The sequence below is a fragment of the Mesorhizobium sp. ESP7-2 genome (assembly GCF_020164715.1).
Taxonomy (GTDB): domain Bacteria; phylum Pseudomonadota; class Alphaproteobacteria; order Rhizobiales; family Rhizobiaceae; genus Mesorhizobium.
In genome coordinates this window covers 1-20,881 of the sequence record NZ_JAIUGQ010000046.1, presented here as the reverse complement: position 1 = coordinate 20,881, position 20,881 = coordinate 1, and the positions used below count along the sequence as shown (strand labels likewise).

Annotated in this window: 22 protein-coding genes and 2 pseudogenes; 6 read left to right on the top strand and 18 right to left on the bottom strand. The window is 62.8% G+C overall.

Annotated features, from left to right (window positions below; translation table 11 throughout):
- The first annotated feature begins 61 nt into the window (after window positions 1-61).
- The gene (locus tag LB543_RS29285) at window positions 62-544 is read left to right on the top strand and encodes a peroxiredoxin (RefSeq protein WP_140761083.1); all 483 of its coding nucleotides are present in this window, start codon (window positions 62-64) and stop codon (window positions 542-544) included.
- A 93-nt stretch (window positions 545-637) separates the two neighbouring features.
- A complete protein-coding gene (locus LB543_RS29280; protein ID WP_140761085.1) occupies window positions 638-1,114 on the top strand; it encodes a DUF2938 domain-containing protein in 477 nt (158 codons plus the stop codon).
- 107 nt (window positions 1,115-1,221) lie between these two features.
- Here LB543_RS29280 and LB543_RS29275 read toward each other — a convergent pair.
- The 15 genes and pseudogenes from LB543_RS29275 to coxB all read right to left on the bottom strand — a co-directional run.
- A pseudogene (locus LB543_RS29275) lies at window positions 1,222-1,521 on the bottom strand (type II toxin-antitoxin system RelE/ParE family toxin); the annotation flags it as partial.
- Window positions 1,518-1,745, bottom strand: coding sequence for a type II toxin-antitoxin system ParD family antitoxin (locus tag LB543_RS29270; protein WP_411908794.1), 228 nt, complete (start codon window positions 1,743-1,745; stop codon window positions 1,518-1,520). The pseudogene LB543_RS29275 and the gene LB543_RS29270, both read right to left, overlap by 4 nt.
- A gap of 171 nt (window positions 1,746-1,916) precedes the next feature.
- Window positions 1,917-2,495 carry a histidine phosphatase family protein gene (locus LB543_RS29265; RefSeq protein ID WP_224616626.1) on the bottom strand — a complete coding sequence of 193 codons (579 nt, stop codon included), beginning with the start codon at window positions 2,493-2,495 and terminating at the stop codon, window positions 1,917-1,919.
- Between the two features lie 38 nt (window positions 2,496-2,533).
- Window positions 2,534-3,067, bottom strand: coding sequence for a ribonuclease HI (rnhA, locus tag LB543_RS29260; RefSeq protein WP_140811665.1), 534 nt, complete (start codon window positions 3,065-3,067; stop codon window positions 2,534-2,536).
- Complete coding sequence (locus LB543_RS29255; RefSeq protein ID WP_224616625.1) at window positions 3,064-4,041, bottom strand: homoserine kinase; 978 nt, start codon at window positions 4,039-4,041, stop codon at window positions 3,064-3,066. Before LB543_RS29255 ends, rnhA begins: the two co-directional genes overlap by 4 nt.
- 6 nt (window positions 4,042-4,047) lie before the next feature.
- Entirely contained in the window at window positions 4,048-5,058 is a 1,011-nt protein-coding gene (ispH, locus tag LB543_RS29250; protein ID WP_140761096.1) for a 4-hydroxy-3-methylbut-2-enyl diphosphate reductase, read from the bottom strand.
- A 70-nt stretch (window positions 5,059-5,128) separates the two neighbouring features.
- Window positions 5,129-5,884, bottom strand: coding sequence for an SURF1 family protein (locus tag LB543_RS29245; RefSeq protein ID WP_181178700.1), 756 nt, complete (start codon window positions 5,882-5,884; stop codon window positions 5,129-5,131).
- On the bottom strand, window positions 5,881-6,267 hold the full coding sequence (locus LB543_RS29240; protein WP_140761098.1) for a DUF983 domain-containing protein: 387 nt from the start codon (window positions 6,265-6,267) through the stop codon (window positions 5,881-5,883). The genes LB543_RS29245 and LB543_RS29240 overlap by 4 nt, the downstream gene beginning before the upstream one ends.
- An 18-nt stretch (window positions 6,268-6,285) precedes the next feature.
- A pseudogene (locus LB543_RS29235) lies at window positions 6,286-6,435 on the bottom strand (hypothetical protein); the annotation flags it as partial.
- Window positions 6,436-6,603: 168 nt separating this feature from the next.
- Entirely contained in the window at window positions 6,604-7,485 is an 882-nt protein-coding gene (locus tag LB543_RS29230) for a cytochrome c oxidase subunit 3 (RefSeq protein ID WP_140761102.1), read from the bottom strand.
- 1 nt (window position 7,486) lies between these two features.
- Window positions 7,487-8,119 carry a cytochrome c oxidase assembly protein gene (locus LB543_RS29225; RefSeq protein WP_224598284.1) on the bottom strand — a complete coding sequence of 211 codons (633 nt, stop codon included), beginning with the start codon at window positions 8,117-8,119 and terminating at the stop codon, window positions 7,487-7,489.
- The gene (locus LB543_RS29220; RefSeq protein WP_181178701.1) at window positions 8,119-8,286 is read right to left on the bottom strand and encodes a hypothetical protein; all 168 of its coding nucleotides are present in this window, start codon (window positions 8,284-8,286) and stop codon (window positions 8,119-8,121) included. The genes LB543_RS29225 and LB543_RS29220 overlap by 1 nt, the downstream gene beginning before the upstream one ends.
- Window positions 8,283-9,227 (bottom strand): heme o synthase, encoded by a 945-nt coding sequence (locus LB543_RS29215; protein ID WP_140761106.1) that lies wholly within the window; start codon window positions 9,225-9,227, stop codon window positions 8,283-8,285. Before LB543_RS29215 ends, LB543_RS29220 begins: the two co-directional genes overlap by 4 nt.
- A 75-nt stretch (window positions 9,228-9,302) precedes the next feature.
- The gene (gene ctaD, locus LB543_RS29210; RefSeq protein WP_224616624.1) at window positions 9,303-10,955 is read right to left on the bottom strand and encodes a cytochrome c oxidase subunit I; all 1,653 of its coding nucleotides are present in this window, start codon (window positions 10,953-10,955) and stop codon (window positions 9,303-9,305) included.
- Window positions 10,956-10,993: 38 nt separating this feature from the next.
- On the bottom strand, window positions 10,994-11,893 hold the full coding sequence (coxB, locus tag LB543_RS29205) for a cytochrome c oxidase subunit II (protein WP_140761110.1): 900 nt from the start codon (window positions 11,891-11,893) through the stop codon (window positions 10,994-10,996).
- 365 nt (window positions 11,894-12,258) lie between these two features.
- On the opposite strand from coxB, the gene LB543_RS29200 reads away from it, so the two are divergent.
- The 3 genes from LB543_RS29200 to LB543_RS29190 all read left to right on the top strand — a co-directional run bounded on the left by LB543_RS29200 (window position 12,259) and on the right by LB543_RS29190 (window position 15,289).
- The gene (locus LB543_RS29200) at window positions 12,259-12,819 is read left to right on the top strand and encodes an invasion associated locus B family protein (protein WP_224616623.1); all 561 of its coding nucleotides are present in this window, start codon (window positions 12,259-12,261) and stop codon (window positions 12,817-12,819) included.
- Between the two features lie 171 nt (window positions 12,820-12,990).
- Window positions 12,991-14,403 carry a metalloprotease TldD gene (tldD, locus tag LB543_RS29195; RefSeq protein WP_224616622.1) on the top strand — a complete coding sequence of 471 codons (1,413 nt, stop codon included), beginning with the start codon at window positions 12,991-12,993 and terminating at the stop codon, window positions 14,401-14,403.
- Window positions 14,404-14,617: 214 nt separating this feature from the next.
- Entirely contained in the window at window positions 14,618-15,289 is a 672-nt protein-coding gene (locus LB543_RS29190; RefSeq protein ID WP_224616621.1) for a transglutaminase-like cysteine peptidase, read from the top strand.
- 243 nt (window positions 15,290-15,532) lie between these two features.
- On the opposite strand, the gene LB543_RS29185 is transcribed toward LB543_RS29190, so the two are convergent.
- The 3 genes from LB543_RS29185 to LB543_RS29175 all read right to left on the bottom strand — a co-directional run bounded on the left by LB543_RS29185 (window position 15,533) and on the right by LB543_RS29175 (window position 20,207).
- Complete coding sequence (locus tag LB543_RS29185) at window positions 15,533-18,043, bottom strand: caspase domain-containing protein (RefSeq protein WP_224616620.1); 2,511 nt, start codon at window positions 18,041-18,043, stop codon at window positions 15,533-15,535.
- A 158-nt stretch (window positions 18,044-18,201) separates the two neighbouring features.
- Window positions 18,202-19,446: a class I SAM-dependent RNA methyltransferase gene (locus tag LB543_RS29180; RefSeq protein ID WP_224616619.1), complete on the bottom strand. Its 1,245-nt coding sequence runs from the start codon at window positions 19,444-19,446 to the stop codon at window positions 18,202-18,204.
- Window positions 19,443-20,207, bottom strand: coding sequence for a TlyA family RNA methyltransferase (locus tag LB543_RS29175; protein ID WP_224616618.1), 765 nt, complete (start codon window positions 20,205-20,207; stop codon window positions 19,443-19,445). The genes LB543_RS29180 and LB543_RS29175 overlap by 4 nt, the downstream gene beginning before the upstream one ends.
- Before the next feature lie 173 nt (window positions 20,208-20,380).
- Here LB543_RS29175 and LB543_RS29170 point away from each other — a divergent pair, with 173 nt between their 5' ends.
- On the top strand, window positions 20,381-20,782 hold the full coding sequence (locus LB543_RS29170) for a GFA family protein (protein WP_224616617.1): 402 nt from the start codon (window positions 20,381-20,383) through the stop codon (window positions 20,780-20,782).
- The last annotated feature ends 99 nt before the right edge of the window (window positions 20,783-20,881 follow it).

Genomic DNA, 20,881 nt, shown 5'->3' with positions numbered 1-20,881 from the left:
GAAATAGGCACGTTTCGCTATCGCAAAACGCGTCCTTCCCCAATCCCCAAGCGAGGAACTCATGACCATCTCCGTTGGCGACAAGCTGCCCGAGACGACCTTCAAGACCATGACAGCCGATGGCGCCAAGCCGATCACGTCGGCCGAGATTTTCCCGGGCAAGAAGGTGGTGCTGTTCGGCGTTCCCGGCGCTTTCACGCCGACTTGCAGCAACAACCATCTGCCCGGCTATCTCGAGAACCATGACGCGATCCTGGCGCGCGGCGTCGACACCATCGCCGTCGTTTCGGTCAACGACGTCCACGTCATGGGCGCCTGGGCGCGCTTCACCGGCGGCGAAGGCAAGATCCTGTTCCTCGCTGACGGCAATGGCGATTTCGCCAAGGCGGTCGGTCTTGACGCGGACTTGTCCGGTGGCGGCATGGGCCTGCGCTCAAAGCGGTTTTCGATGATTGTCGACGACGGCAAGGTCACCGCGCTCAATGTCGAGACCAAACCCGGCGTCGACGAGTCCGGTGCGGCTCATATTCTCGGCCAGCTCTGAAGTTCGACGGCCAGTCAGGGCGAGGCCGCAACGGCCAGCCTCGCTTGACAAGCGGCTGCGCTCCAGAACTGCCGGCTCCCCGGGGGATCAATGATGTCTGACATCTTCTGGCGCGCTATCGCGATCGGCGTCGGCGCCACTGTCCTGATGGATATCTGGGCCTTCTTCCTGCACAAGGCGTTCGGCCAGCCACGGCCGAACTGGGGGCCGGTCGGGCGCTGGGTCTGGCATCTCGGCGACAAGGTGTTTCACGACGACATCGGCGATGCGGCGCCCTATGCCCACGAGAAGGCGCTGGGCTGGGCTTTCCATTACTTCGTCGGCATCGTCTACGGCATCATCCTCGTAGTGCTGGTTGGCGCAGGCTGGCTGGCCGCGCCGACATTCTTGCCCGCCTTCATCCTCGGCATCGTCACCGTCGGGGCCGGCTGGTTTCTGCTGGCGCCAGGCATGGGCGCCGGCTGGGCGGCTTCAAAGCGGCCGAACCCGATGCGGATCCGCGCCCTCAACCTCGTGTCGCACACGGTGTTCGCGCTCGGGCTTTGGGGCACAGCGCTGCTGATCCGCTAGACAGCTACAGCATGTCGCGGCGAATAGGATTCGCCCGACCTGCTGTAAGCTTCTGATTTTATGCATGTCGTTATCCCGGAACCGAGGACACTTCCGGGCGACATGCATTAGAACAGACGGTTCAGATCCCGACGCCCGTCCACCACACGGACGATTTCAACCCAGTCGACTGGGCCATCGTCCGTGTCCGGAATGGTTTCGTAGAGCAGTACAAACGGCGCCTCCACCAGCATTCGTGCGGAGGGCCTGATATCCGGTCGCCTGACACCCATGCGCGGCTGGTCCGCCAGTTGCCGAGCCCGCGCTTCCAACTGATCATAATAACGATCGGCCGCCCGTATGTTTTCGCTGCCTATCATGATGTAGATATCGATGAGGTCAGCCGTGGCTGCGGGTGACCAGCCTAACGGCCATTCGGCGAGGCTTCCGTCAGCTTTCGCCGAGCTTCCTTTCGCAACATATCGAAATCCACAGGCTCAGATCTCCCGCTTGCCTTGCCTTCATCCCACAGCTGTCTCAGCCGGCGGGTATCGTCATGCCGCAGTTCGCGCTTGGCCAGCCAATCCCGAACCGCTTCACGCACAATCTCGCTTGCGGTGGCATACTCGCCTGCTTCCACAGCCTCGCGCATCAGGGCTGCCTGTTGCGGGGTCACAGCCACGCTCATTTTTTCAACGTTTGCCACGCTGCGTCCTTCCTGTATTGCTCCATAGTAGGAAATATTACTCCCATCCATATCCTTGAGCAACTGCTGCGCCACCAGAAGAGCCTGTGCGCCATGCCTACGCTGCCGAGCGCCCGGTCAAGACAGCCTGTCGATCGGCCGCCATCCATGGATGAGGCGGCGCGCGCCGAGATCGTAAGCGAAATAGTTGCCGCCGCCCGCCGGTTGATCCGCTTCGCGGCTGATCTGCCTGTCGCTCAGCGATAGCAGCAGGAGCGTTCCCACGCCTCCATGTCCGACGAAAGCAATGTTGCCGGCGTCGTTGACGTCGAGCACGGCTTCGACCTCGCTCACGATGCGCTGTTGCGCATCGATGGCCCGCTCCCAGCCGCGAACGCTTTCGTGTGGATTGGCGAAGAACTGATCGGCGACCGCCTCGAACTCCGGAGGCGGCAGGAAACCCGTCGCCGACCGGTCGTTCTCATGCATCCGCTGCCTGACCTGCACGGCAAGATTTAGATGCCGCCCGAGCACCTCGGCGGTTTCGATGGCCTTGCGCTCGCCCGACGACACCACACGCCCGATCGATGCGATCCACGGCTGGTCCAGCATTGCGTGTGCCCTGGCCCGGCCGACGTCGGACAGGCCCCAATCCGGTACCGGAATGGTGGTGTCGATCTGAACCTGGGGATGGGTGATGTAGTAGGCGATCGGCATGACAGAAACTCTCCAGCCGGCCGCCGCGAAACGGGAGCTCAATAGCTCTGGGTCGAACGACGAGCCTTCGAGGCCAGCGGTTGTTTTGCCTGGGCATCAGGTTTTGGCGCTGCCGCCGCCGGCCTGAAAGGCCCTTTCTTGAACGGCGCCATGCCTTCCCTTGCCAGTTCGTCGGCACGCTCGTTCTCGGTATGGCCTGCATGGCCCTTCACCCAGTTCCAGGTGACCTTGTGGCGCCGGTTGGCCTCGTCCAGCGCCTGCCAGAGCTCACCGTTCTTGACCGGCTTCTTGTCGGCGGTCTTCCAGCCATTCTTCTTCCAGCCGTGGATCCATTTGGAAATGCCGTCCATGACGTATTTGCTGTCGGTATGAAGCTCGACCGTGCAAGGCTCCTTCAACGCGTTCAGCGCCGAAATGGCCGCCAGCAATTCCATGCGGTTGTTGGTGGTTTCGGCCTCACCGCCGGAAAGCTCCTTGATGGTGCCGTTGAAGCGCAGGATGGCGCCCCAGCCGCCGGGGCCGGGATTGCCTGAACAGGCGCCATCGGTAAAGATTTCAACCTGCTTGCTCATGATGCCCCATTTTCGGCCAATCCATATTCCGAAGGAGACCTGATCGCCCGATGGAACCGCATCCTTCTGATGTATTCGGTCGGGTCGCGTTTCATCACCAGGCCGCCATCGGGCACGGTCAGCCAGTCGTAGAGCCGGGTCAGCATGAAGCGCAGCGCCGAGCCGCGCGCCAGCATCGGCAGCGCCGCCTTCTCCTCGGTGCTCAGGGGGCGCACGCTCTGGTAACCGGCAAGCAATGCCTTGCCCTTGGTAAGGTTGAAGGAAAAATCCTTCTCGAAGCACCAGGCGTTGAGACAGGTCGCGACATCGTAGGCGTAGAGATCATCACAGGCGAAATAGAAATCGATCAGACCCGAAAGCTTCTCGCCGAGGAAAAAGACATTGTCCGGGAAAAGATCGGCATGGATGATGCCCTCGGGGAGGCCCTTGGGCCAGTTCTGCTCGAAATCGGCGAAGTCGGCGTCGACCTCGGCCGCAAGGCCCGGCTCGACCTCGTCGGCGCGGCCGCGAGACGCATCCCAAAGCTTGCGCCAGCCGTCGAGTGCGAGCGCGTTCGGGCGCCTCATCGAAAAATCGGCGCCGGCCAGGTGCAGCGCCGCCAGCGCCTTGCCAACCTCGGCGCAATGCGTTGCGGCCGGTCGCCGCAGCGAAAGCCCTTCAAGGAAGGTGATGACGACCGCTGGCCGGCCGGCCAGCGTGCCGATGACGCTGCCGTCATGCGCGGTCACCGGCAGCGGGCAGGACACCCCCTTGTTGGCGAGGTGGCCCATCAACCCGAGGAAAAACGGCAGATCCGCCTTCTCGACCCGCTTTTCATAGAGCGTCAGGATGTAGGAGCCGCTGGAGGTGTGCAGCAGGAAGTTCGAATTCTCGGTGCCTTCGGCGATGCCCTTGTAGGACAGGAGATCGCCGACCGGATAGTGTTTCAGGAAAGCGCCGAGTTCGCCCTCCGCAACGTCTGTGTAAACCGCCATGGCCGTTCACGCGGCCCCGTTGACGAAGGCCATGTCGGCCGGCGTCAGTTCGACATCGCGCAATACCCGCATGACCGGAAAATCCTCTGTTTCGGTGGCCGTGATGGCCAGGTCGATGGTCACATCGAAACGCTGGCGGAACGCGTCGATGATCTCGTCGACGATGATCTCCGGCGCCGATGCCCCCGCCGACAGGCCGAGGGTCGAAATGCCGCCGATGTCATTCCACGGAATTTCGGCGGCTCGCTGCACGAGAAGCGACATGGCGGCGCCGGCGCGTTCCGCAACTTCGACGAGGCGGCGCGAATTCGAGGAATTGGGGGCGCCGACGATCAGATAGAGGTCGGCACCCGGGGCTGTGTCCTTGACCGCTTCCTGACGGTTTGTGGTGGCGTAGCAGATCGATTCCGCCGCCGGCGCCTGCAGGTCCGGAAAGCGCTCCTGCAGCGCGCGGATAATGCCGGCGGTATCCTCGACCGAGAGCGTGGTCTGGGTGACGAAACCGAGTGCCTTGGGATCGGCTGGCGCAAGTCGGGCGGCATCGGCTTCGGTCTCGATCAGCGTTACCGCGCCTTCCGGCAACTGTCCCATGGTGCCGATCACCTCGGGGTGCCCTGCGTGGCCGATCAGCAGAACGTGGCGGCCAAGCCGCTGGTGACGCATCGCCTGTTTGTGGACCTTGGAGACCAGCGGACAGGTTGCGTCGAGATAGAAAAGGTTGCGGGCCTGCGCGTCCGCCGGCACCGACTTGGGCACGCCATGTGCCGAGAAGACGACCGGCGACTGCCGATGTTCGGCCGGGATTTCGGAAAGTTCCTCGATGAAGACGGCGCCGAGGCTTTGCAGCCCCTCGACGACATAGCGGTTGTGCACGATCTCGTGGCGGACATAGACCGGCGCGCCATATTTCTTCAGTGCCAGCACTACAATCTGGATGGCACGGTCGACGCCCGCGCAAAAACCGCGCGGCTGGCAGAGCCGGATCGTCAGAGGAGGCTTGGCGATTGTGTGAAGCATTAAATCCTGCCGGTTCGTCAGCGCCGAAATGAGGTGCCCACCCCTGCCCTGTCAAGGGTATCGCTCGCGTTCAGTCCTCTTTCGCCGGCCGGCGAAGCCGTAGGATGAGTACGGCGGCAAGCGCCGCGGCAAGCCCATACCAGGTGACAGCGTATTGCAGATGGCTGTTCGGCAGGTCGATGATGGTGACGCCACCGACCGGCAGGCCGCCAGGATTTGGCGTCTTGTCGGCATCGATGAAGATCGGCACCAGCGTGAACCCGGCCGGTAGGCCGGCGCTCGCGGCCATGACGTCGCGATCCTTCCAGTAGAAGATGTTCTTCCCCACATCATTGTCGGGAAGCATCATCGAGGGTTTTGCCGGCAGCGGGTTGCGGGCAAGCCCGGTGACCGTGACCTTGCCCGTTACCTGTCCCTTGGCGCGCTTGGCGGCGTCCTTGAGGTCGTAGGGCACAAAGCCACGGTTGACCAGGACGAACCGGCCATCGTCGAGGGCCAGCGGCGTGTAGACATTGAAGCCGGCATCCCCTTCCCAGGTCGCGTAGAAATGCCGTTCGCCGGAATGCAGGAAAGTGCCGGTAACCGTGACCGGCGTGTAGTCGACGTCACCGGTCGAGTCGAATTCCTTCTCGACCTCGGCCAGCGGCAGCGGCGCCGAATGCGTGCGCTGGTCGATGGTCTGCAGCAGGCCTTCCTTCCAATGCAGGCGCTGGACCTGCCAGGTGCCGAGCGCCAGCAGGACCAAGAACAGCACAAGGCCAAGGGCGAGCAACAGCGCCGATCTCGGCCGCGAACGGCCGCCGGCCCTGACGGAAGCCTCGATCATTCGCCGCGGTCCAGCCGGCCCTCGGCCGCTTTGTTGCGGTATTGCAGGGTGAGCAGCACGCCCTTGATCAACCGGAGCGCCGTCAGGCACAGCACCAGGGCCAGCGGAATCCATATCATCAGATGCAGCCAGAGCGGCGGGCTCAGCGTCACCTCGACCCAGAGCGCCAGGCCGACGATGATGAAGCCGATGATCAGGATGACGAAGACCGCCGGCCCGTCACCGGCATCGGCGTAGGAATAGTCGAGGCCGCAATTGACGCAACGCTTGCCGACTGTGAGAAAGCCGGAAAACAGCCGCCCCTCGCCGCAACGCGGACAACGGCCGTGCAGGCCGGCCGAAATCGGATCGATCGGAGGCCAGATCGCCCTATCTTCACTCATGGTTGTCTTCATTCATGGTCATTGCTCGATGTCGATCGGTGTCCCATCGGCCACCATTGCCCAGATTTCGTCCTTGTCGGAGTCCGTAACCGCAATGCGGCCATCGGTCCAGTCGACCAATTGAAGCAGCCAACCCCACCAGCCGAAGCCGTTCGGCCTTGCGGACACGCACCAGATCATCTTCTCAGCGGCAAGAGCCGGAATGCCAAGACGACAAATGCGCAAACTGCCGAAGTCAGCCGCATCGTCATCGATCGACGATCATTGCGCCGAAAAGAAGAAGGCGGCCACGTCGCCGCGGCCGCCTTCTCTAAAATCGAAATCCCAAAGGTGGGATCAGTGACCTTCGATCACCGCGCCGGCCGACCCCCAGACGTAGATCGAGGCGAACAGGAACAGCCAGACCACGTCGACGAAATGCCAGTACCAGGCGGCCGCCTCGAAGCCGAAATGCTGCTTGGGAGTGAAGTCGCCTTTCATCGCGCGGATCAGGCAGACCAGCAGGAAGATGGTGCCGATGATGACATGGAAGCCATGGAAGCCGGTCGCCATGAAGAAGGTGGCGCCATAGATGGAATCCTTGAAGCCGAACGGCGCGTGTATGTACTCGTAGGCCTGCACCATGGTGAACAGCATGCCGAGGCCGACGGTCAGCACCAGGCCGTTGATCAGGCCCTTGCGGTCGCCATGGATGAGCGAGTGATGCGCCCAGGTGACCGTGGTGCCCGACAGCAGCAGGATGACGGTGTTGTAGAGCGGCAGGTGGAAGGGATCGAGAACCTCCATGCCCTTCGGCGGCCAGACACCACCGGTGAACGTGTGGCGTGCGTAGTTCTGCACCTCACCGGCAAAAAGGCTGGCGTCGAAATAGGCCCAAAACCAGGCGACGAAGAACATCACCTCCGAGGCGATGAACATGATCATGCCATAGCGCAGGTGCAGCGACACGACGCGTGTGTGATGACCCTCATGCGCTTCCTTGATCGTGTCCGACCACCAGGCGAACATGGTGTACAACACGATCACGATGCCGATGAAGAACAGCCAGGGATTGGCGATGTTGAAGCCGAAGATCGGGAAGGAACCGCCCTTCAAATATTCCATGAGGCAGACACCGCCAAAAGCGGTGACAAGCGCCCCGACCGATCCCAGGAAAGGCCACGGGCTCGGGTCGACGAGATGGTAGTCATGGTGTGGTTTTGCGTGCGCGTCTGCCATATCAACCCCCGAGATTTCCTTCGGTATCTGAAACTGTCTTGCTATTGCCCTTGGCCGGCTCCGAGGAGGCGACCGGCTTGTTCTTCTCGACCGGGAACATCGTATAGGACAGCGTGATCGTCTTGATGTCCTTCAGTTCCGGCACATTCACGATATCGGGGTCCACATAGAACAGGACCGGCATATCCAGCGTCTCCCCGGGCTTCAGCGTCGTATCGGTAAAGCAGAAGCATTCGACCTTGTTGAAGTATGGACCCGCCAGTTCCGGCTGCACATTGAAGGTGGCGCGGCCGGTGACGACGCGATCGAACTTGTTGGTCGCCTGGTAATGCGCCTGCACGGTCTGGCCAATCTTCATGGTCATCGAGCGCTGGACCGGCTGGAAATCCCAAGGCACACCAGCAATGTTGGCGTCGAAGCGGACGGTGATCTCGCGGTCAAGCACGTGGCCGGCATACTGCTTCTCGACACGTTGCGTCGTGCCGCCATAACCGGTCGCCTGGCAGAACATCTTGTAGAGCGGCACGGCTGCGTAGGCCATGCCGATCATGCCGGTGAAGAACGCGAGGCAAACAGCCGCGACGACGAGGTTGCCGGTTTTGCCGGCCGTCTTTCTGGGCGTCTCGACGCTCATCACATCTTGCCCGACAAATTGTGGCCGAACTTCACGATCGTCGCGATGTAGAAAATCACGACCAGCAGAGCCAGCGCTACGCCCATCGCAATCGAACGGCTGCGCTGGGCCTTCTTCTGACGATCGGTCAAGGTGACCGTCTCGAGTTCTTTCTCGACCATGGTCATGCCCCACCCATGGCAAGCGCGCGTTCGACGACACAGTCGGCCAGATAGGCAGCGAAGATGGCGAAGAGATAGAGCAGCGAATAGGCGAACAGGGCCTTGGCCGGCTTCATGGCGCGGTCGTCATCGGCCATGCCAAGCACTTTCCAGGCATACCAGACGAAACCAACGCCCAGCAGCAGAGCGGCCACGCCATAGAATGGCGTCGTGTAGCCGAGCAGCCAGGGCAGCACGCCGACCGGGGCCAGCACCAGTGCGTAGGCAAAAATCTGACGGCGGGTCGATGCATGGCCGGCGACGTTCGGCATCATCGGGATGCCGGCGCGGCCATAGTCCTCGGACTTGAACAGCGCTAGCGCCCAGAAATGCGGCGGCGTCCACAGGAAGATGATCAGGAACAGGATGATGCTTTCGAGGCTGACCGACCCGGTCGCCGCGGCCCAGCCGATAACCGGCGGGATGGCGCCCGCGGCACCGCCGATGACGATGTTCTGCGGCGTCGAGCGTTTCAGCCACATCGTGTACACGACGGCATAGAAGAAGATGGTGAAGGCCAGCAGCGTAGCGGCCAGCCAGTTGACCAGCACGCCGAGGGTCATCACCGACAGGACCGAAAGCACCAGGCCGAAGCTAAGCGCCTCGTGCGGCAGTATACGACCGGACGGAACCGGGCGGCTGGCTGTCCTGGTCATCACCGCGTCGATGTCGGCGTCGTACCACATGTTGAGGGCACCCGAGGCGCCAGCCCCGATCGCAATAGCCAGGATGGCTATCACCGCCAGCAGCGGATTGATGGTCACCGGTGCCGCGACCAGCCCGACAAAGGCGGTGAACACCACCAGCGACATGACGCGCGGCTTCAGGAGGGCGAAGAAATCGCCCGCCGTCGCTTCCGACATGCGGAAGCCCGCTTCGTCAATGCTGGTTTTGTCGACTAGGGCCATGCGTACTCAAGTCCATTATTCCGTTGGCCAAAACCGCCGGCGGACCGGCGGTTTCGCATTCGAGTGGGAGCCGCCTTACTTGATCTTCGGCAGCTGCTCCCACTGGTGGAAGGGCGGCGGCGAAGGCAGCTGCCATTCGAGAGTCGTTGCGCCCTCGCCCCATGGGTTGGCGCCGGCCACCCGCTTCTTCTGGAAGGCTTCGAACACGCAGTAGAGGAAGATCAGGACGCCGACGGCCGAGATATAAGAGCCGATGGACGACACATAGTTCCAGCCCGCAAACGCGTCGGGATAGTCGATGGTGCGGCGCGGCATGCCGGCGAGGCCGAGGAAGTGCTGCGGGAAGAAGATCAGGTTGACGCCGACGAAGGTGACCCAGAAGTGGGTGTTGGCGATGACAGGCGAATACATGTAGCCGGTCATCTTCGGGAACCAATAATACCAGCCGGCGAAGATGGCGAACACCGCGCCCAGCGACAGCACGTAGTGGAAGTGCGCGATGACGAAATAGGTGTCATGCAGCGAACGGTCGAGGCCGGCATTGGCCAGCTGGACGCCCGTGACGCCGCCGATGGTGAACAGGAAGATGAAGCCCAGCGCCCACAGCATCGGCGTCTTGAACGAGATCGACCCGCCCCACATCGTAGCGATCCAGGAGAAGATCTTCACGCCCGTCGGCACCGCGATGACCATGGTGGCGAAGACGAAATAGCGCTGCGTGTCGAGCGACAGGCCGGTCGTGTACATATGGTGCGCCCAGACGATGAAACCGACGGCGCCGATCGCGACCATGGCGTAGGCCATGCCGAGATAACCGAACACCGGCTTCTTCGAGAAGGTCGAGATGACGTGGCTGATGATGCCGAAGCCCGGCAGGATCAGGATATACACTTCCGGATGGCCGAAGAACCAGAACAGGTGCTGGAACAGCAGCGGATCGCCGCCGCCATCGGGAGCGAAGAAGGTGGTGCCGAAATTGCGGTCGGTGAGCAGCATGGTGATGCCGCCGGCCAGAACCGGCAGGGACAGCAAGAGCAGGAACGCGGTGACCAGCACCGACCAGGCAAACAGCGGCATCTTGTGCAGCGTCATGCCCGGGGCGCGCATGTTGAAGATGGTGGTGATGAAGTTGATTGCGCCCAGGATCGAGGACGCACCGGCGATGTGGATCGACAGGATCGCCAGATCCATCGCCGGTCCGGGCTGGCCCGAAGTCGACAGCGGCGGATAAAGCGTCCAGCCACCACCAACACCGTAAGCACCTGGTGCGCTTGGCATGAACATCGAGGTGAGCAACAGGATGAAGGCCGGCGGCAGCAGCCAGAACGAGATGTTGTTCATGCGCGGGAACGCCATGTCCGGAGCACCGATCATGATCGGCACCATCCAGTTGGCAAAACCGCCGATCAGGGCCGGCATGACCATGAAGAAGATCATGATCAGGGCGTGCGCTGTGGCGAAGGCATTGTACATGCTCTTGCCGCCGTCGACCGCGGCGTCACCGTTCATGCCGTAGACCATCTGCGCCAGGCCGCTGAAGATCTGGATGCCAGGCTCCTGCAACTCCATGCGGATGGCGACCGACAGCGCGCCGCCGATGATACCGGCCATGATCGCGAAGATCAGGTAGAGCGTACCGATGTCCTTGTGGTTGGTCGAATAAACCCACCGCACCCAGCCATGATACGGCTTGTGGTCGTGCCCGTCGTCAGCTGCAGCGTCTGCCATGTTCCGCTCCGTTCCCTAAATCTTGCTAACCCGCGGCATCAATTGCCGGCGGCCGCTACCTTGTTCTGGCCATCGACCTCGGCCATGAGCGTCTTGTTGGCGCCCGGCAGATTGGTCTTGGCTGCCGCCAGCCAGGTCTTGAACTGCGCATCCGAGACGACACGGATGGCGATCGGCATGAAGGCGTGGTCCTTGCCGCAGAGCTGCGAGCACTGACCATAGTACAGGCCTTCCTTCTCCGCCTTGAACCAGGTCTCGTTGGTACGGCCCGGAATGGCGTCAATCTTGATGCCGAACGACGGCATGGCGAAGGAGTGGATCACGTCGGTCGCGGTGACGAGCACGCGGGTCATGGTGTTGACCGGCACCACCAGCTCATTGTCGACCGCGAGCAGGCGCGGATAGACCTTGCGGTCTTCCTTGCCGGCGGCGGCGCGGTCACCGTCCTGGAGGATCGCGGAGTTGAAGGCGAGCGTGTTGTCGGTCTGGTACTCGTAGTCCCAGTTCCACTGGTTGCCGGTCGCCTTGACCGTCAGCTTGGCCTCTTCCGGCGGAGTGTATTGCGCGGTCAGGAGCTGGAACGAGGGAATGGCAAGGCAGAGCAGGACGACTACCGGGCCGACGGTCCAGATCACCTCGATCAGCGTGTTGTGGCTGGTCTTGGAGGGAACCGGGTTCGCGCTCGCGCGAAACCTCACGATGCAGTAGGCGAGGAGAAGGAGCACCAGGATGGTGATCGGAACGATGAACCACATCGTGTAGTTTCCGAACCACTCGATCTGCCGCATCATGTCGGTCGCCGGCGCCTGGAAGGTGGTCTCCCACTCCACGGGCTGATCGGCATGGGCGGATGTGCCGGCAAAAATCGTGGCGGCGGCACAAGCACTCAGAAACTTGGCACTTGCTAGAAACCTGGCGCCAGCTAGGAAATTTCTCATCGCCCTCTTCGTCTCCCAGTTCCTCGCGGCTTTGCCAACGAGAATAACGAACAATGCCGGGACGGGAATCCCGACAGTCTCAAGGTGGTTCAAACCATACTCTTTTTCCCTCCGCAAGAAAGGAGCGGTCGAAACCGTGCGGCATTTTTGCGCGCGAGCTGGCGTGGCTCGTCCGGGGCAATGGCCATGGTGGCGAATCGGGTCTATTCGGCGGGCTGTCCGTCCTATGCCGGCGACCGGGCAAAGCGTCGTAATTCAGGCGAATTTGGCAGGGAAAAGCGCTGTTCGGGACAGTCCGGCCGCGGTCTCGTCCTTTACTTGGCATTGGCGCGGCTTAAAGTGCCGTGATTCGCAATGGAGCCGTCATGAACTCTTGGCTTTCGAGACTGAGGCATACGCGACCGGGACTCTCGAGAACCCTGGCGAACGCCGTGTTTCTCGCTGTCCTGTCCGCGGCCGGTCTGTTCGTCGCTGGTCAAGCCGATGCCGCCCAGCCGAGCGGCACGGTGCGCTCGACGCATGGTGCCTGGTCGATCATTTGCGACACGCCGGCCGGAGCCACCTCGGAACAATGCGTGATGATGCAGAACGTCGTCGCCGAGGACCGTCCGGAGATGGGGCTTTCGGTCGTCGTGCTGCGCACCGCCGACAACAAGGCCGAGATCCTGCGCGTGCTGGCGCCGCTCGGCGTGCTGTTGCCGAACGGCCTCGGCCTCAACGTCGACGGCAAGGACATCGGCCGCGCCTATTTCGTGCGCTGCTTCCAGGACGGCTGTTATGCCGAGGTCATTCTCGAAAAGCCGCTGCTCGACACGCTGAAGACCGGCACGTCGGCAACGTTCATCGTCTTCCAGACGCCTGAGGAAGGCATCGGCATCCCGGTCGACCTCAAGGGTTTCGCCGAAGGCTTCGCCGCCCTGCCCTGATCGCGGCTTCGCGCTGAACCAGACCTGGACGCGGCTTTTGCCGACGCCAGACGCATGCCTTGCATCCAGTGGACGGTGTCATTCGTGGGCGCCGATCTTCATTGCCGATTGTACGCGCGCGGCTTCACGCCTACATCGGGGGAAAGCAATCATCCCACGGACGGACGCGCCATGAACAGCCTGATCGGCCAATTCGACATTTCAGACGACCGCATCAAGCAGATCGTCGCCGACACCATCAAGGGCGCCGACGACGGCGAGCTTTTCCTCGAATACAGCGAGAGCGAGGCGCTGATGTTCGACAACGGCCGGCTCAAGACCGCCAATTTCAACACCGACCAGGGCTTTGGCCTGCGGGCCGTCGCCGGCGAAGCCAGCGGCTACGCCCATTCCAGCGACCTGTCCGAGGCATCGCTGCTGCGCGCGGCCGAAGCCGTGTCGACAGTTAAAGGTGGCTATTCCGGTACGCTTGCCGCAGCCCCCGCCCGCACCAACCGCCACCTCTACGGCGACGAGAACCCGATCCCCTCGCCTTCCTTCGAGGCCAAGGCGAAGCTGCTGCAGGAAATCGACGCCTGGCTGCGCGCCGAGGATCCGCGCGTGCGCCAGGTGACGGCCTCGATCGCCGCGTCCTGGCAGCATGTCGAGATCGTTCGCGCCGACGGCCAGGTGGTGCGCGATATCAGGCCGCTGGTCCGCGTCAACGTCTCGGTCGTCGTCGGCGACGGCGACCGCCAGGAGAGCGGCTCCTATGGCATGGGCGGACGCAAGGCGTTCGGCGACTTCCTGATCGAGGATAGCTGGAAGGACGCCGCCAGGGAGGCACTCAGGCAGGCGCTGGTCAATTTGGAGGCGATCCCGGCCCCGGCCGGCACTTTCGACATCGTGCTGTCCAGCGGCTGGCCGGGCGTCATGCTGCACGAAGCCGTCGGGCACGGACTGGAAGGCGATTTCAACCGCAAGAAGACATCGGCCTTCGCCGGCCTGATGGGGCAGCAGGTGGCCGCCAAGGGCGTTACGGTCGTTGACGACGGCACCATCCCCGAACGGCGAGGGTCGCTGACCGTCGACGACGAAGGCACGCCTTCGGCCCGCAACGTGCTGATCGAGGACGGCAAGCTGGTCGGCTACATGCAGGACCGGCAGAATGCCCGGCTGATGGGCATGAAAGCCACCGGCAACGGCCGGCGCGAAGGCTATGCGCACCAGCCGATGCCGCGCATGACCAACACCTACATGACCTCGGGCGACATGGAGCCGGACGAGATCATCGCTTCCGTCAAGAACGGCATCTATGCCGTCTCCTTCGGCGGCGGCCAGGTCGACATCACGTCGGGCAAATTCGTGTTCGGCTGCACCGAGGCCTACATGATCGAGAACGGCAAGGTGACGCAGCCGATCAAGGGTGCCATGCTGATCGGCAACGGGCCTGACGCCATGCACCGCGTCACCATGGTCGGCAACGACATGAAGCTCGACAATGGCATCGGCATGTGCGGCAAGGCCGGCCAGGGCGTACCCGTCGGCGTCGGCCAGCCGCATCTGAGGATGAACCAGATGACGGTCGGCGGCACGCGGGTTTGAGGCTCGGTCCGGTATCATCACCCGCCGAGTGATGTTTCCGGACGCAGGTGCCCTCGACCATGCCCATCGTCGTCCTGACAGGTGCGGGCATTTCGGCGGCCGGACCTTGAAGTGAACACAATCCCATTAACAAATTATTAGGTCTTTGACTGCCTGGGCTGCCTTTGGCGCACGAACGCAGCGCCAGTTCCTCGTTGCGGTGGTGGTTTTGGCAATGCGGCACTCCCCCGTCCTGGCTCTCCGGCTTGGCCTTGTTTCGTTGATTGGCGCGACATCGCTGCTAGCCGGCCCGGCGTCGGCGCAGTCGACATTGTTCAGGTCGCGATCGACCCAATATGCCATCGATGGGTTGCGCTCGGCCTCCGTGGGTGGAAGCACCAGCGTCCCCTATGGTTGGATCGATTTCTGTCATCGCAGACCAAAAGAGTGCAAGGTGCCTGCTCTGCCGGCTGTGAACGTCAAGCTGACAGCGCGGACCCTCCGCATCCTCAAACGGATAAATCAGAAGGCGAACAGTTCCATCAAACCGGTCAGCAATTTCGACCACTGGGGCACGATGATGGACCACTGGGACTATCCGGTGGACGGCAAGGGCGACTGCAAGATCTACGCGCTCTACAAGCGCAAGCTCCTTCAGGAGGCTGGATTTCCCCGGCAGGCACTGTTGATGACGGTCGTGCGCGACCTCAACAATGAAGGCCACACCGTCTTGACAGTGAAAACCGACCGAGGCGATCTCATCCTCGACAATATGGTCGACGAAATCAGGCCCTGGAACGCGACCGGCTATTATTTCCTGAAACGTCAGTCGCAGCAGAATCCGAACGTCTGGTTATCGATCAACCAGCGGGGCGGCACCGCGAAGCGAATATTGCCCGACTCGTAAAGGCTGGAGCGTTTCACCGTTCTATGGAGACGGCGAACCGCTCTATTCCTTGCTTAAATTGCGAACAGAGGGCCAGGGCGAAGTCGCCGCTTTCCCGGAATTGCTCTCGCCGCGACCGGAGCGGTCTTCTTCGATCGCCTGACGCTTCATCAACCTGATGCCTCTACCTCGCAAGTTCACGGGCCGGAAAATCCGGCCCATGAACGGGGGCGTCGCCGCCCTCGGCCGAGCAAGCCTGCCGGGCTATTGCTTGCAGGGCGGCTCCCCAGGATGCCCGCAGGTCGGCTTTTTGTTTCCCTGTGGCGGCTGCTCCCTAGGTTGCTGCGGCAGGCGTCGTTGCTGCTCCTGAGGCTGAGGCCTCGGCTGTTGCTGCAGGCGTCTCTCTTGCACCTGAGGCTTCGGCTGCGCCTGGAACTTCGGTCTTTGCGGACTCAGCACCTGCACGTTCGGCCTTTGCTGCTTGAAGTTGCGCTGGACGTTGGTGCTCGCACCGGCGGAACCATCTTGACCGTTCGGCAACCTGCGGAACCTCCTATTCCCATTGGCCGAACCCTGATTTTGGTCGGAGAACGCGTTCGGATTGTTCTTCCTGAGCCGCTCCTGCACGCTCGGCCGGTTGTCGGCCGGCGCACCATTGACGGTCGGCAGCTTGCGGAGCTTCTTGCCCCTTTCGCTTCCGTTGGCCGAGCCTTGATCGCTCGATCCGACAGCCGTTTGGCCTGCCGACAGATCCTTGCGGGTCAGCTTCTTCGGCTTGCCTCGGCCGGACAACGCATTCGGGTTGTTCTTCCCGGGCCTCTGCTGAGCGTTCTGCCCGTTCTCGCCCTGCGCGCCATTGACGGTCGGCGGCTTGCGGAACTTGCCATTCTTGCCCTGACCGTTGACAGCTCCGTTCTGCTGGCCATTGCCGGTAACGGCGGCACCGGCATTTCCGGTAGGCTGCTGGTTGCCGCTCACCGTGCCTTGCTTGCCCGGCACTTTCCGGTTTGGCGCGTTCTGGCCGTTGAGCACCGGCTTGCCGTTGACGAGCGGCAGCGTCTTGCCATTGGCCCCCGGCAAGGCGTGGTCGGTAGAGCGCTTGCCCGTCTTCGACTGTGGCGTCGCACCCGGCTGCTGGCCTTGCGTGGCAGCCTGGCCGGGCTTCAGAGGCTGGCCGCCCTGACTCTGCTTCGACAGCACGGCCTTTTTCTGCAGCAGAGGCGGCAGCGCCACCTTGGCCGCGAGCGCGGCCGCGCCCGCACCAACGGCCATCTTCTGCCCGGTGGTTAGACCGCCGCTTGGCTGCCCGGCCTGATTGGCGGTCTCGTTGATCGTCGTATTGTTGATGTTGTTGATGACGGTCGTGTTGTGGATGTTGTTGAAGATGATGTCGTTCGGCGGCGGCACGATGTGACGCGGCGGGTTGATGAACGCAGGTATCGGCACGAACACCGGCGTCGGCAGGACGAAGACGTCGACCGGCGGCGGCGGCGCCGCCAGCACGACGAAATCCGGCGGCGGCGGCGGCAGGAAGATCACCGCGATCGGCGGTGGCGGCTCGAAGTCGAAATCGGGATCGTCGAAATAGAGCACCGGCCTGTCGACGTAGACGATTTCCTCCTCCGGCGGCGGCGGCAAATCATACTCATAGACGGTGAACTCCGCCGGGGGCTCCAGGGCAGCGTCGAAATGTTCGAGCCGCCGGCGCCCGTCCCAAGCATGCGGACCATGCGGATAGCGCCGCAGATAAGACCAGTAAGCTTCCGGCGTGTCCTGCAGCCAGGTCTCGCGCCACGTGATCGCCTCGCGGCGCGCGGCTATCATGGCGCGCACGCGCTTGGCCATCGGATCGTGTGGATAGGTGACGAGGAAATCCTCGTAGCCGCGCATCGTGTCGCGGTCGAGAGCCGCGACGTAGGCGTCATGAGCGTTGAAATCGCGGATCGCCCTAGTCCGGTCGGCCCGGGATTCGGCCTCCGAAACCTTGGGTGCAGGCGCGTCCGCAGCACGGTCGAAGAAGACGAACGGCGCAATAATTTTCGAGGCGTTCCATGGCACTTCCGCGCCTTGCGTCACCTCGTTGACACGCAGCCGTGTGCGATCGAACACGTCGTCAAGCGACAAGCCTCCATCGCGTATCATCTCGGCGAGCGCCTGAGCATAGGCGCCGTACGGGCCTTTGCCTTCCGGCGCGACTGTTCCCGGAGCCGCATTGAACGCAATCAGCATGTTCGGGTCGGGATCGACCAGCGCGAGACCGCCGGCCAGCGGCTGGCTCATTTTTGGGAAGGCATTCGGCCGGGCCGCATCGAGGACGACGATATTGACCTTCGCCGGCAGTCCGGCCAGGGACTTGGTGATATCGGAGAGGCGCATGGCCTGCAGCGGCACGTCGGCTGGACTGGCGATCTGGGCGTCGACCGGCAAGAAATAGTTCTCACCTTCGAACTGCACGCCGCGGCCGGCGAGGTACACGAAAACGGTCGCGTCGGGACCGGCAGCGGAGACCTTGCCGAGGAAATCGCGCAATGCGCCGCGCAGCGATTCCTGATCGACATCGCGCGCCCCGACCACATCGAACCCGGCCGCCTGCAAGGTCTGCGCGATCAGGCCCGCATCATTGGCGGCGGTCGCGAGCTCGCCGGACTGATACGCGCCATTGCCGATGACGAACGCCAAGCGCCTTTCACCTTGCGCGAGAGCCCCGGTCGCCGAGCTGACCGCGAAAAAGATAAGAACGACGATGAGGCCGGTGAATTTCTGAAGCGTCTGCATGTCCGCTATCGCCATCGGTTCATATTAGTAACGACGAATGGGTCGAAATGTTTCCCAAAGATGCGAAATTAGGAGCCCGCGCAAAGGCGGCTTTTGGGGCGCAATTTCGTCGAAAGAACAGAGGCTTCAGAAATTTCCTGCGAACCGGCGGTCGTGAACTACCGCCGCCGCTTCGGCTTCTCCAGCAGCGCGACGGCCTCGACATGGGATGACCACAGGAACTGGTCGATCGGCGTCACGCTTTTCAACGCATATCCGCCGTCGATGAGGATGCGCAGGTCGCGAGCCAGCGTCACCGGGTTGCAGGACACTGCGGCAACGAATGGAACATCCGAGCGGGCGATCTGCTTCGACTGATCCTCTGCGCCGGCGCGCGGCGGATCGAAGACCAGGCCGTCGAAGGTGTTCAACTCCTTGAATGTCAGTGGCCGTCGAAACAGGTCGCGCCGCTCGCCCGTCACCCGCTTGATGCCTGTCGCGAAGCGGGATCCCCGGTCGAGCGCCGAAAGTGCGGCCGCATCGCCTTCGACCGCGTGCACTTCCGACTTCGCGGCCAACCGCAAGGCGAAGCTGCCGCAACCGGCAAAAAGGTCGGCGACCTTCTTGGCTCGCTTCAGATGTCCGCCGACAATCTCGGCCATGGACCGTTCGGCTGCCTCGGTCGCCTGCAGGAAGGCGCCCGGCGGCAGCGCCACCGCGACGCTGCCGAACATGACCACGGGCTTCCTTGGCTCGATGACGATCTCGTCATCGATGGACAGTCTGGCAAAGCCCTGCGCAATGACAAAATTGGAGGCGATACGGCGCTGGTGTTCGCCGAGCTTGCCGGAGTCATGCACCGCGATGTCGAGACCGGAACCCGTAACGGTGACCGCCATCCGGAACGATTTGGTGGTGGCGCATATCAATTCGGCCAGCGCCCTCAGCTGGCCGAGTGCCGCGACGATCTCGGGCAGCGAGATCGGGCATTCGGATATTGAGATGATTTCCGGCGACAGATGGCGATTGAAGCCGAGCAACATGCCTGTTTCGGTGCGCCGGGCGGCAAGCACGACACGGCGGCGCGACTGCGGCGCGCAGGCGACCAACTCTCCGATGATTTCGCACTCGATCCCCTTGCCCTTCAGGGCGTGCACCACCTTTTCGCGTTTCCACTGGCGATAGGCTTCGGCCTCGAAATGCTGGAGGGCGCAGCCGCCGCATTCGGTGAAATGGCGGCAGGCGGGTTCGATGCGCAGCGGCGAGGCCTCCAGCACCGCCATCAGCGTGGCGCGATCCCGTTCGCGCGCGGCAGTGACGGTCTCGCCCGGCAGCGTGAAGGGAATGAACAGATCGCCGCTTTCGGTTTCAGCGATGCCGTCACCCTGCGATCCGAGCTTTCGTATCGTGAAGCGTGCGCTCATCGGTCCTTGATCCCACCGAGCAGGAATTCGCGATTGCCGTCGCCACCTTCGATCGGCGACAGATGCAGGCCGAGCGAGCGCCAGCCGGGAACCGCATCCAGCCAATCCTGCAGCAGGCCCGCGACACGGGCGGCATCGAAGGGATCCTTCAACAGACCGCCCTTGCCGATCGCCTCGCGACCGGCCTCGAATTGCGGTTTGACCAGAAAGACCGCGCCGGCACCGGGCTTGGCAAGAGCAAGCGCCGGCGGCAGCGCCAGTTTAAGCGAGATGAAACTGACGTCGGAAACGATGAAATCCGGACTGCGGCCGGCAAGATCGGCGGTCGTGAGATCGCGCGCATTCAAGCCTTCGACCACGGTTACGCGCGGATCGCCGCCGACATCGGGATGCATCTGGCCGTGGCCGACATCGATGGCCGTGACATGGGACGCGCCGCGTTCGAGCAACACCTGGGTGAACCCGCCTGTCGAGGCGCCGATGTCGAGGGCTTCGCGGCCGGCGGGATCGAGGCCGAAATGGTCCAGTCCGCCGATCAGTTTGAGCGCCGCGCGCGAAACATAGCCTCGCGCCGGATCGTCGATGACAACAAGGCATTGCGGCGAAACGTTCTGGCCGGGCTTGCGGGCAATGGCGCCGTCAACCATCACCGTGCCGCGCTCGACCGCGTCGCGGGCGCGCGAACGGCTGGCAAACAGCCCGCGCTGGACGAGCAGGTCGTCGAGCCGCTGGCGTGTGCTGGCTGGCGGAGGCGAATTCATCGGCCTTCTCTGGCGAAAGCCCGCGGTGAAGGCAAGGACATTACACGGAACTAAGGTGACGTCGTGCGTGAGCGGCTGGTGTAGCGAGCCAAGCCGCGGCTTGCGCGCATCGCATCGGGTCCGGCAAAATGGTCGTCGAGTAGAGCCTCCATCGTCGGAACCGGGGAGAACGCATGCTGACGGGAACCTGCCACTGTGGCGCTGCCCACTGGACCCTGGAAGGCGATCCCGGCCCGGTGACGGCTTGCAACTGCACCCTTTGCCGTCGCTATGGCGCGCTCTGGGCTTATGATTATGTCGACGAGCGCATTCGCGTTTCGGGGCCGACGGCCAGCTATACGCGCGCCGCAAAGGACAAGCCGTCGCTTGAAATCCTGTTTTGCCCGATCTGCGCCTGCGTGCTGGCATGGCGCGGCATGCGCGCCAGCGATTCTGGCCGAATACGCATCGCCGTCAATGTGCGGCTGGCGCCGCCCGAAGCCGTCGCCGATCTGCCGATCGACCATTTCGACGGTCTCGACTCTTACGACGATCTGCCCCGCGATGGCCGCTGCGTGCGCGATATGTGGTTTTAGACTCTTTGTTTTCACGCAATTCCCTAGAGCGGGATGAGATTAGCTTTGGTCATAGCCTGAGTTTTCGAAGTAGTGTGAGCACTCTGTCGGTGTGACGCG

Bases quoted from the DNA above. Each gene is read 5' to 3' on its own strand.
- LB543_RS29255 (WP_224616625.1), bottom strand. From the start codon at position 4,041: ATGGCGGTTTACACAGACGTTGCGGAGGGCGAACTCGGCGCTTTCCTG.
- ispH (WP_140761096.1), bottom strand. From the start codon at position 5,058: ATGCTTCACACAATCGCCAAGCCTCCTCTGACGATCCGGCTCTGCCAG.
- LB543_RS29200 (WP_224616623.1), top strand. From the start codon at position 12,259: ATGAACTCTTGGCTTTCGAGACTGAGGCATACGCGACCGGGACTCTCG.
- LB543_RS29175 (WP_224616618.1), bottom strand. From the start codon at position 20,207: ATGAATTCGCCTCCGCCAGCCAGCACACGCCAGCGGCTCGACGACCTG.
- LB543_RS29180 (WP_224616619.1), bottom strand. From the start codon at position 19,446: ATGAGCGCACGCTTCACGATACGAAAGCTCGGATCGCAGGGTGACGGC.
- LB543_RS29230 (WP_140761102.1), bottom strand. From the start codon at position 7,485: ATGGCAGACGCGCACGCAAAACCACACCATGACTACCATCTCGTCGAC.
- LB543_RS29225 (WP_224598284.1), bottom strand. From the start codon at position 8,119: ATGAGCGTCGAGACGCCCAGAAAGACGGCCGGCAAAACCGGCAACCTC.
- coxB (WP_140761110.1), bottom strand. From the start codon at position 11,893: ATGAGAAATTTCCTAGCTGGCGCCAGGTTTCTAGCAAGTGCCAAGTTT.
- LB543_RS29215 (WP_140761106.1), bottom strand. From the start codon at position 9,227: ATGGCCCTAGTCGACAAAACCAGCATTGACGAAGCGGGCTTCCGCATG.
- LB543_RS29270 (WP_411908794.1), bottom strand. From the start codon at position 1,745: ATGCGCGAGGCTGTGGAAGCAGGCGAGTATGCCACCGCAAGCGAGATT.
- LB543_RS29240 (WP_140761098.1), bottom strand. From the start codon at position 6,267: ATGAGTGAAGATAGGGCGATCTGGCCTCCGATCGATCCGATTTCGGCC.
- LB543_RS29245 (WP_181178700.1), bottom strand. From the start codon at position 5,884: ATGATCGAGGCTTCCGTCAGGGCCGGCGGCCGTTCGCGGCCGAGATCG.
- tldD (WP_224616622.1), top strand. From the start codon at position 12,991: ATGAACAGCCTGATCGGCCAATTCGACATTTCAGACGACCGCATCAAG.
- LB543_RS29280 (WP_140761085.1), top strand. From the start codon at position 638: ATGTCTGACATCTTCTGGCGCGCTATCGCGATCGGCGTCGGCGCCACT.
- LB543_RS29170 (WP_224616617.1), top strand. From the start codon at position 20,381: ATGCTGACGGGAACCTGCCACTGTGGCGCTGCCCACTGGACCCTGGAA.
- ctaD (WP_224616624.1), bottom strand. From the start codon at position 10,955: ATGGCAGACGCTGCAGCTGACGACGGGCACGACCACAAGCCGTATCAT.
- LB543_RS29220 (WP_181178701.1), bottom strand. From the start codon at position 8,286: ATGACCATGGTCGAGAAAGAACTCGAGACGGTCACCTTGACCGATCGT.
- LB543_RS29265 (WP_224616626.1), bottom strand. From the start codon at position 2,495: ATGCCGATCGCCTACTACATCACCCATCCCCAGGTTCAGATCGACACC.
- LB543_RS29285 (WP_140761083.1), top strand. From the start codon at position 62: ATGACCATCTCCGTTGGCGACAAGCTGCCCGAGACGACCTTCAAGACC.
- LB543_RS29190 (WP_224616621.1), top strand. From the start codon at position 14,618: ATGCGGCACTCCCCCGTCCTGGCTCTCCGGCTTGGCCTTGTTTCGTTG.
- LB543_RS29185 (WP_224616620.1), bottom strand. From the start codon at position 18,043: ATGCAGACGCTTCAGAAATTCACCGGCCTCATCGTCGTTCTTATCTTT.
- rnhA (WP_140811665.1), bottom strand. From the start codon at position 3,067: ATGAGCAAGCAGGTTGAAATCTTTACCGATGGCGCCTGTTCAGGCAAT.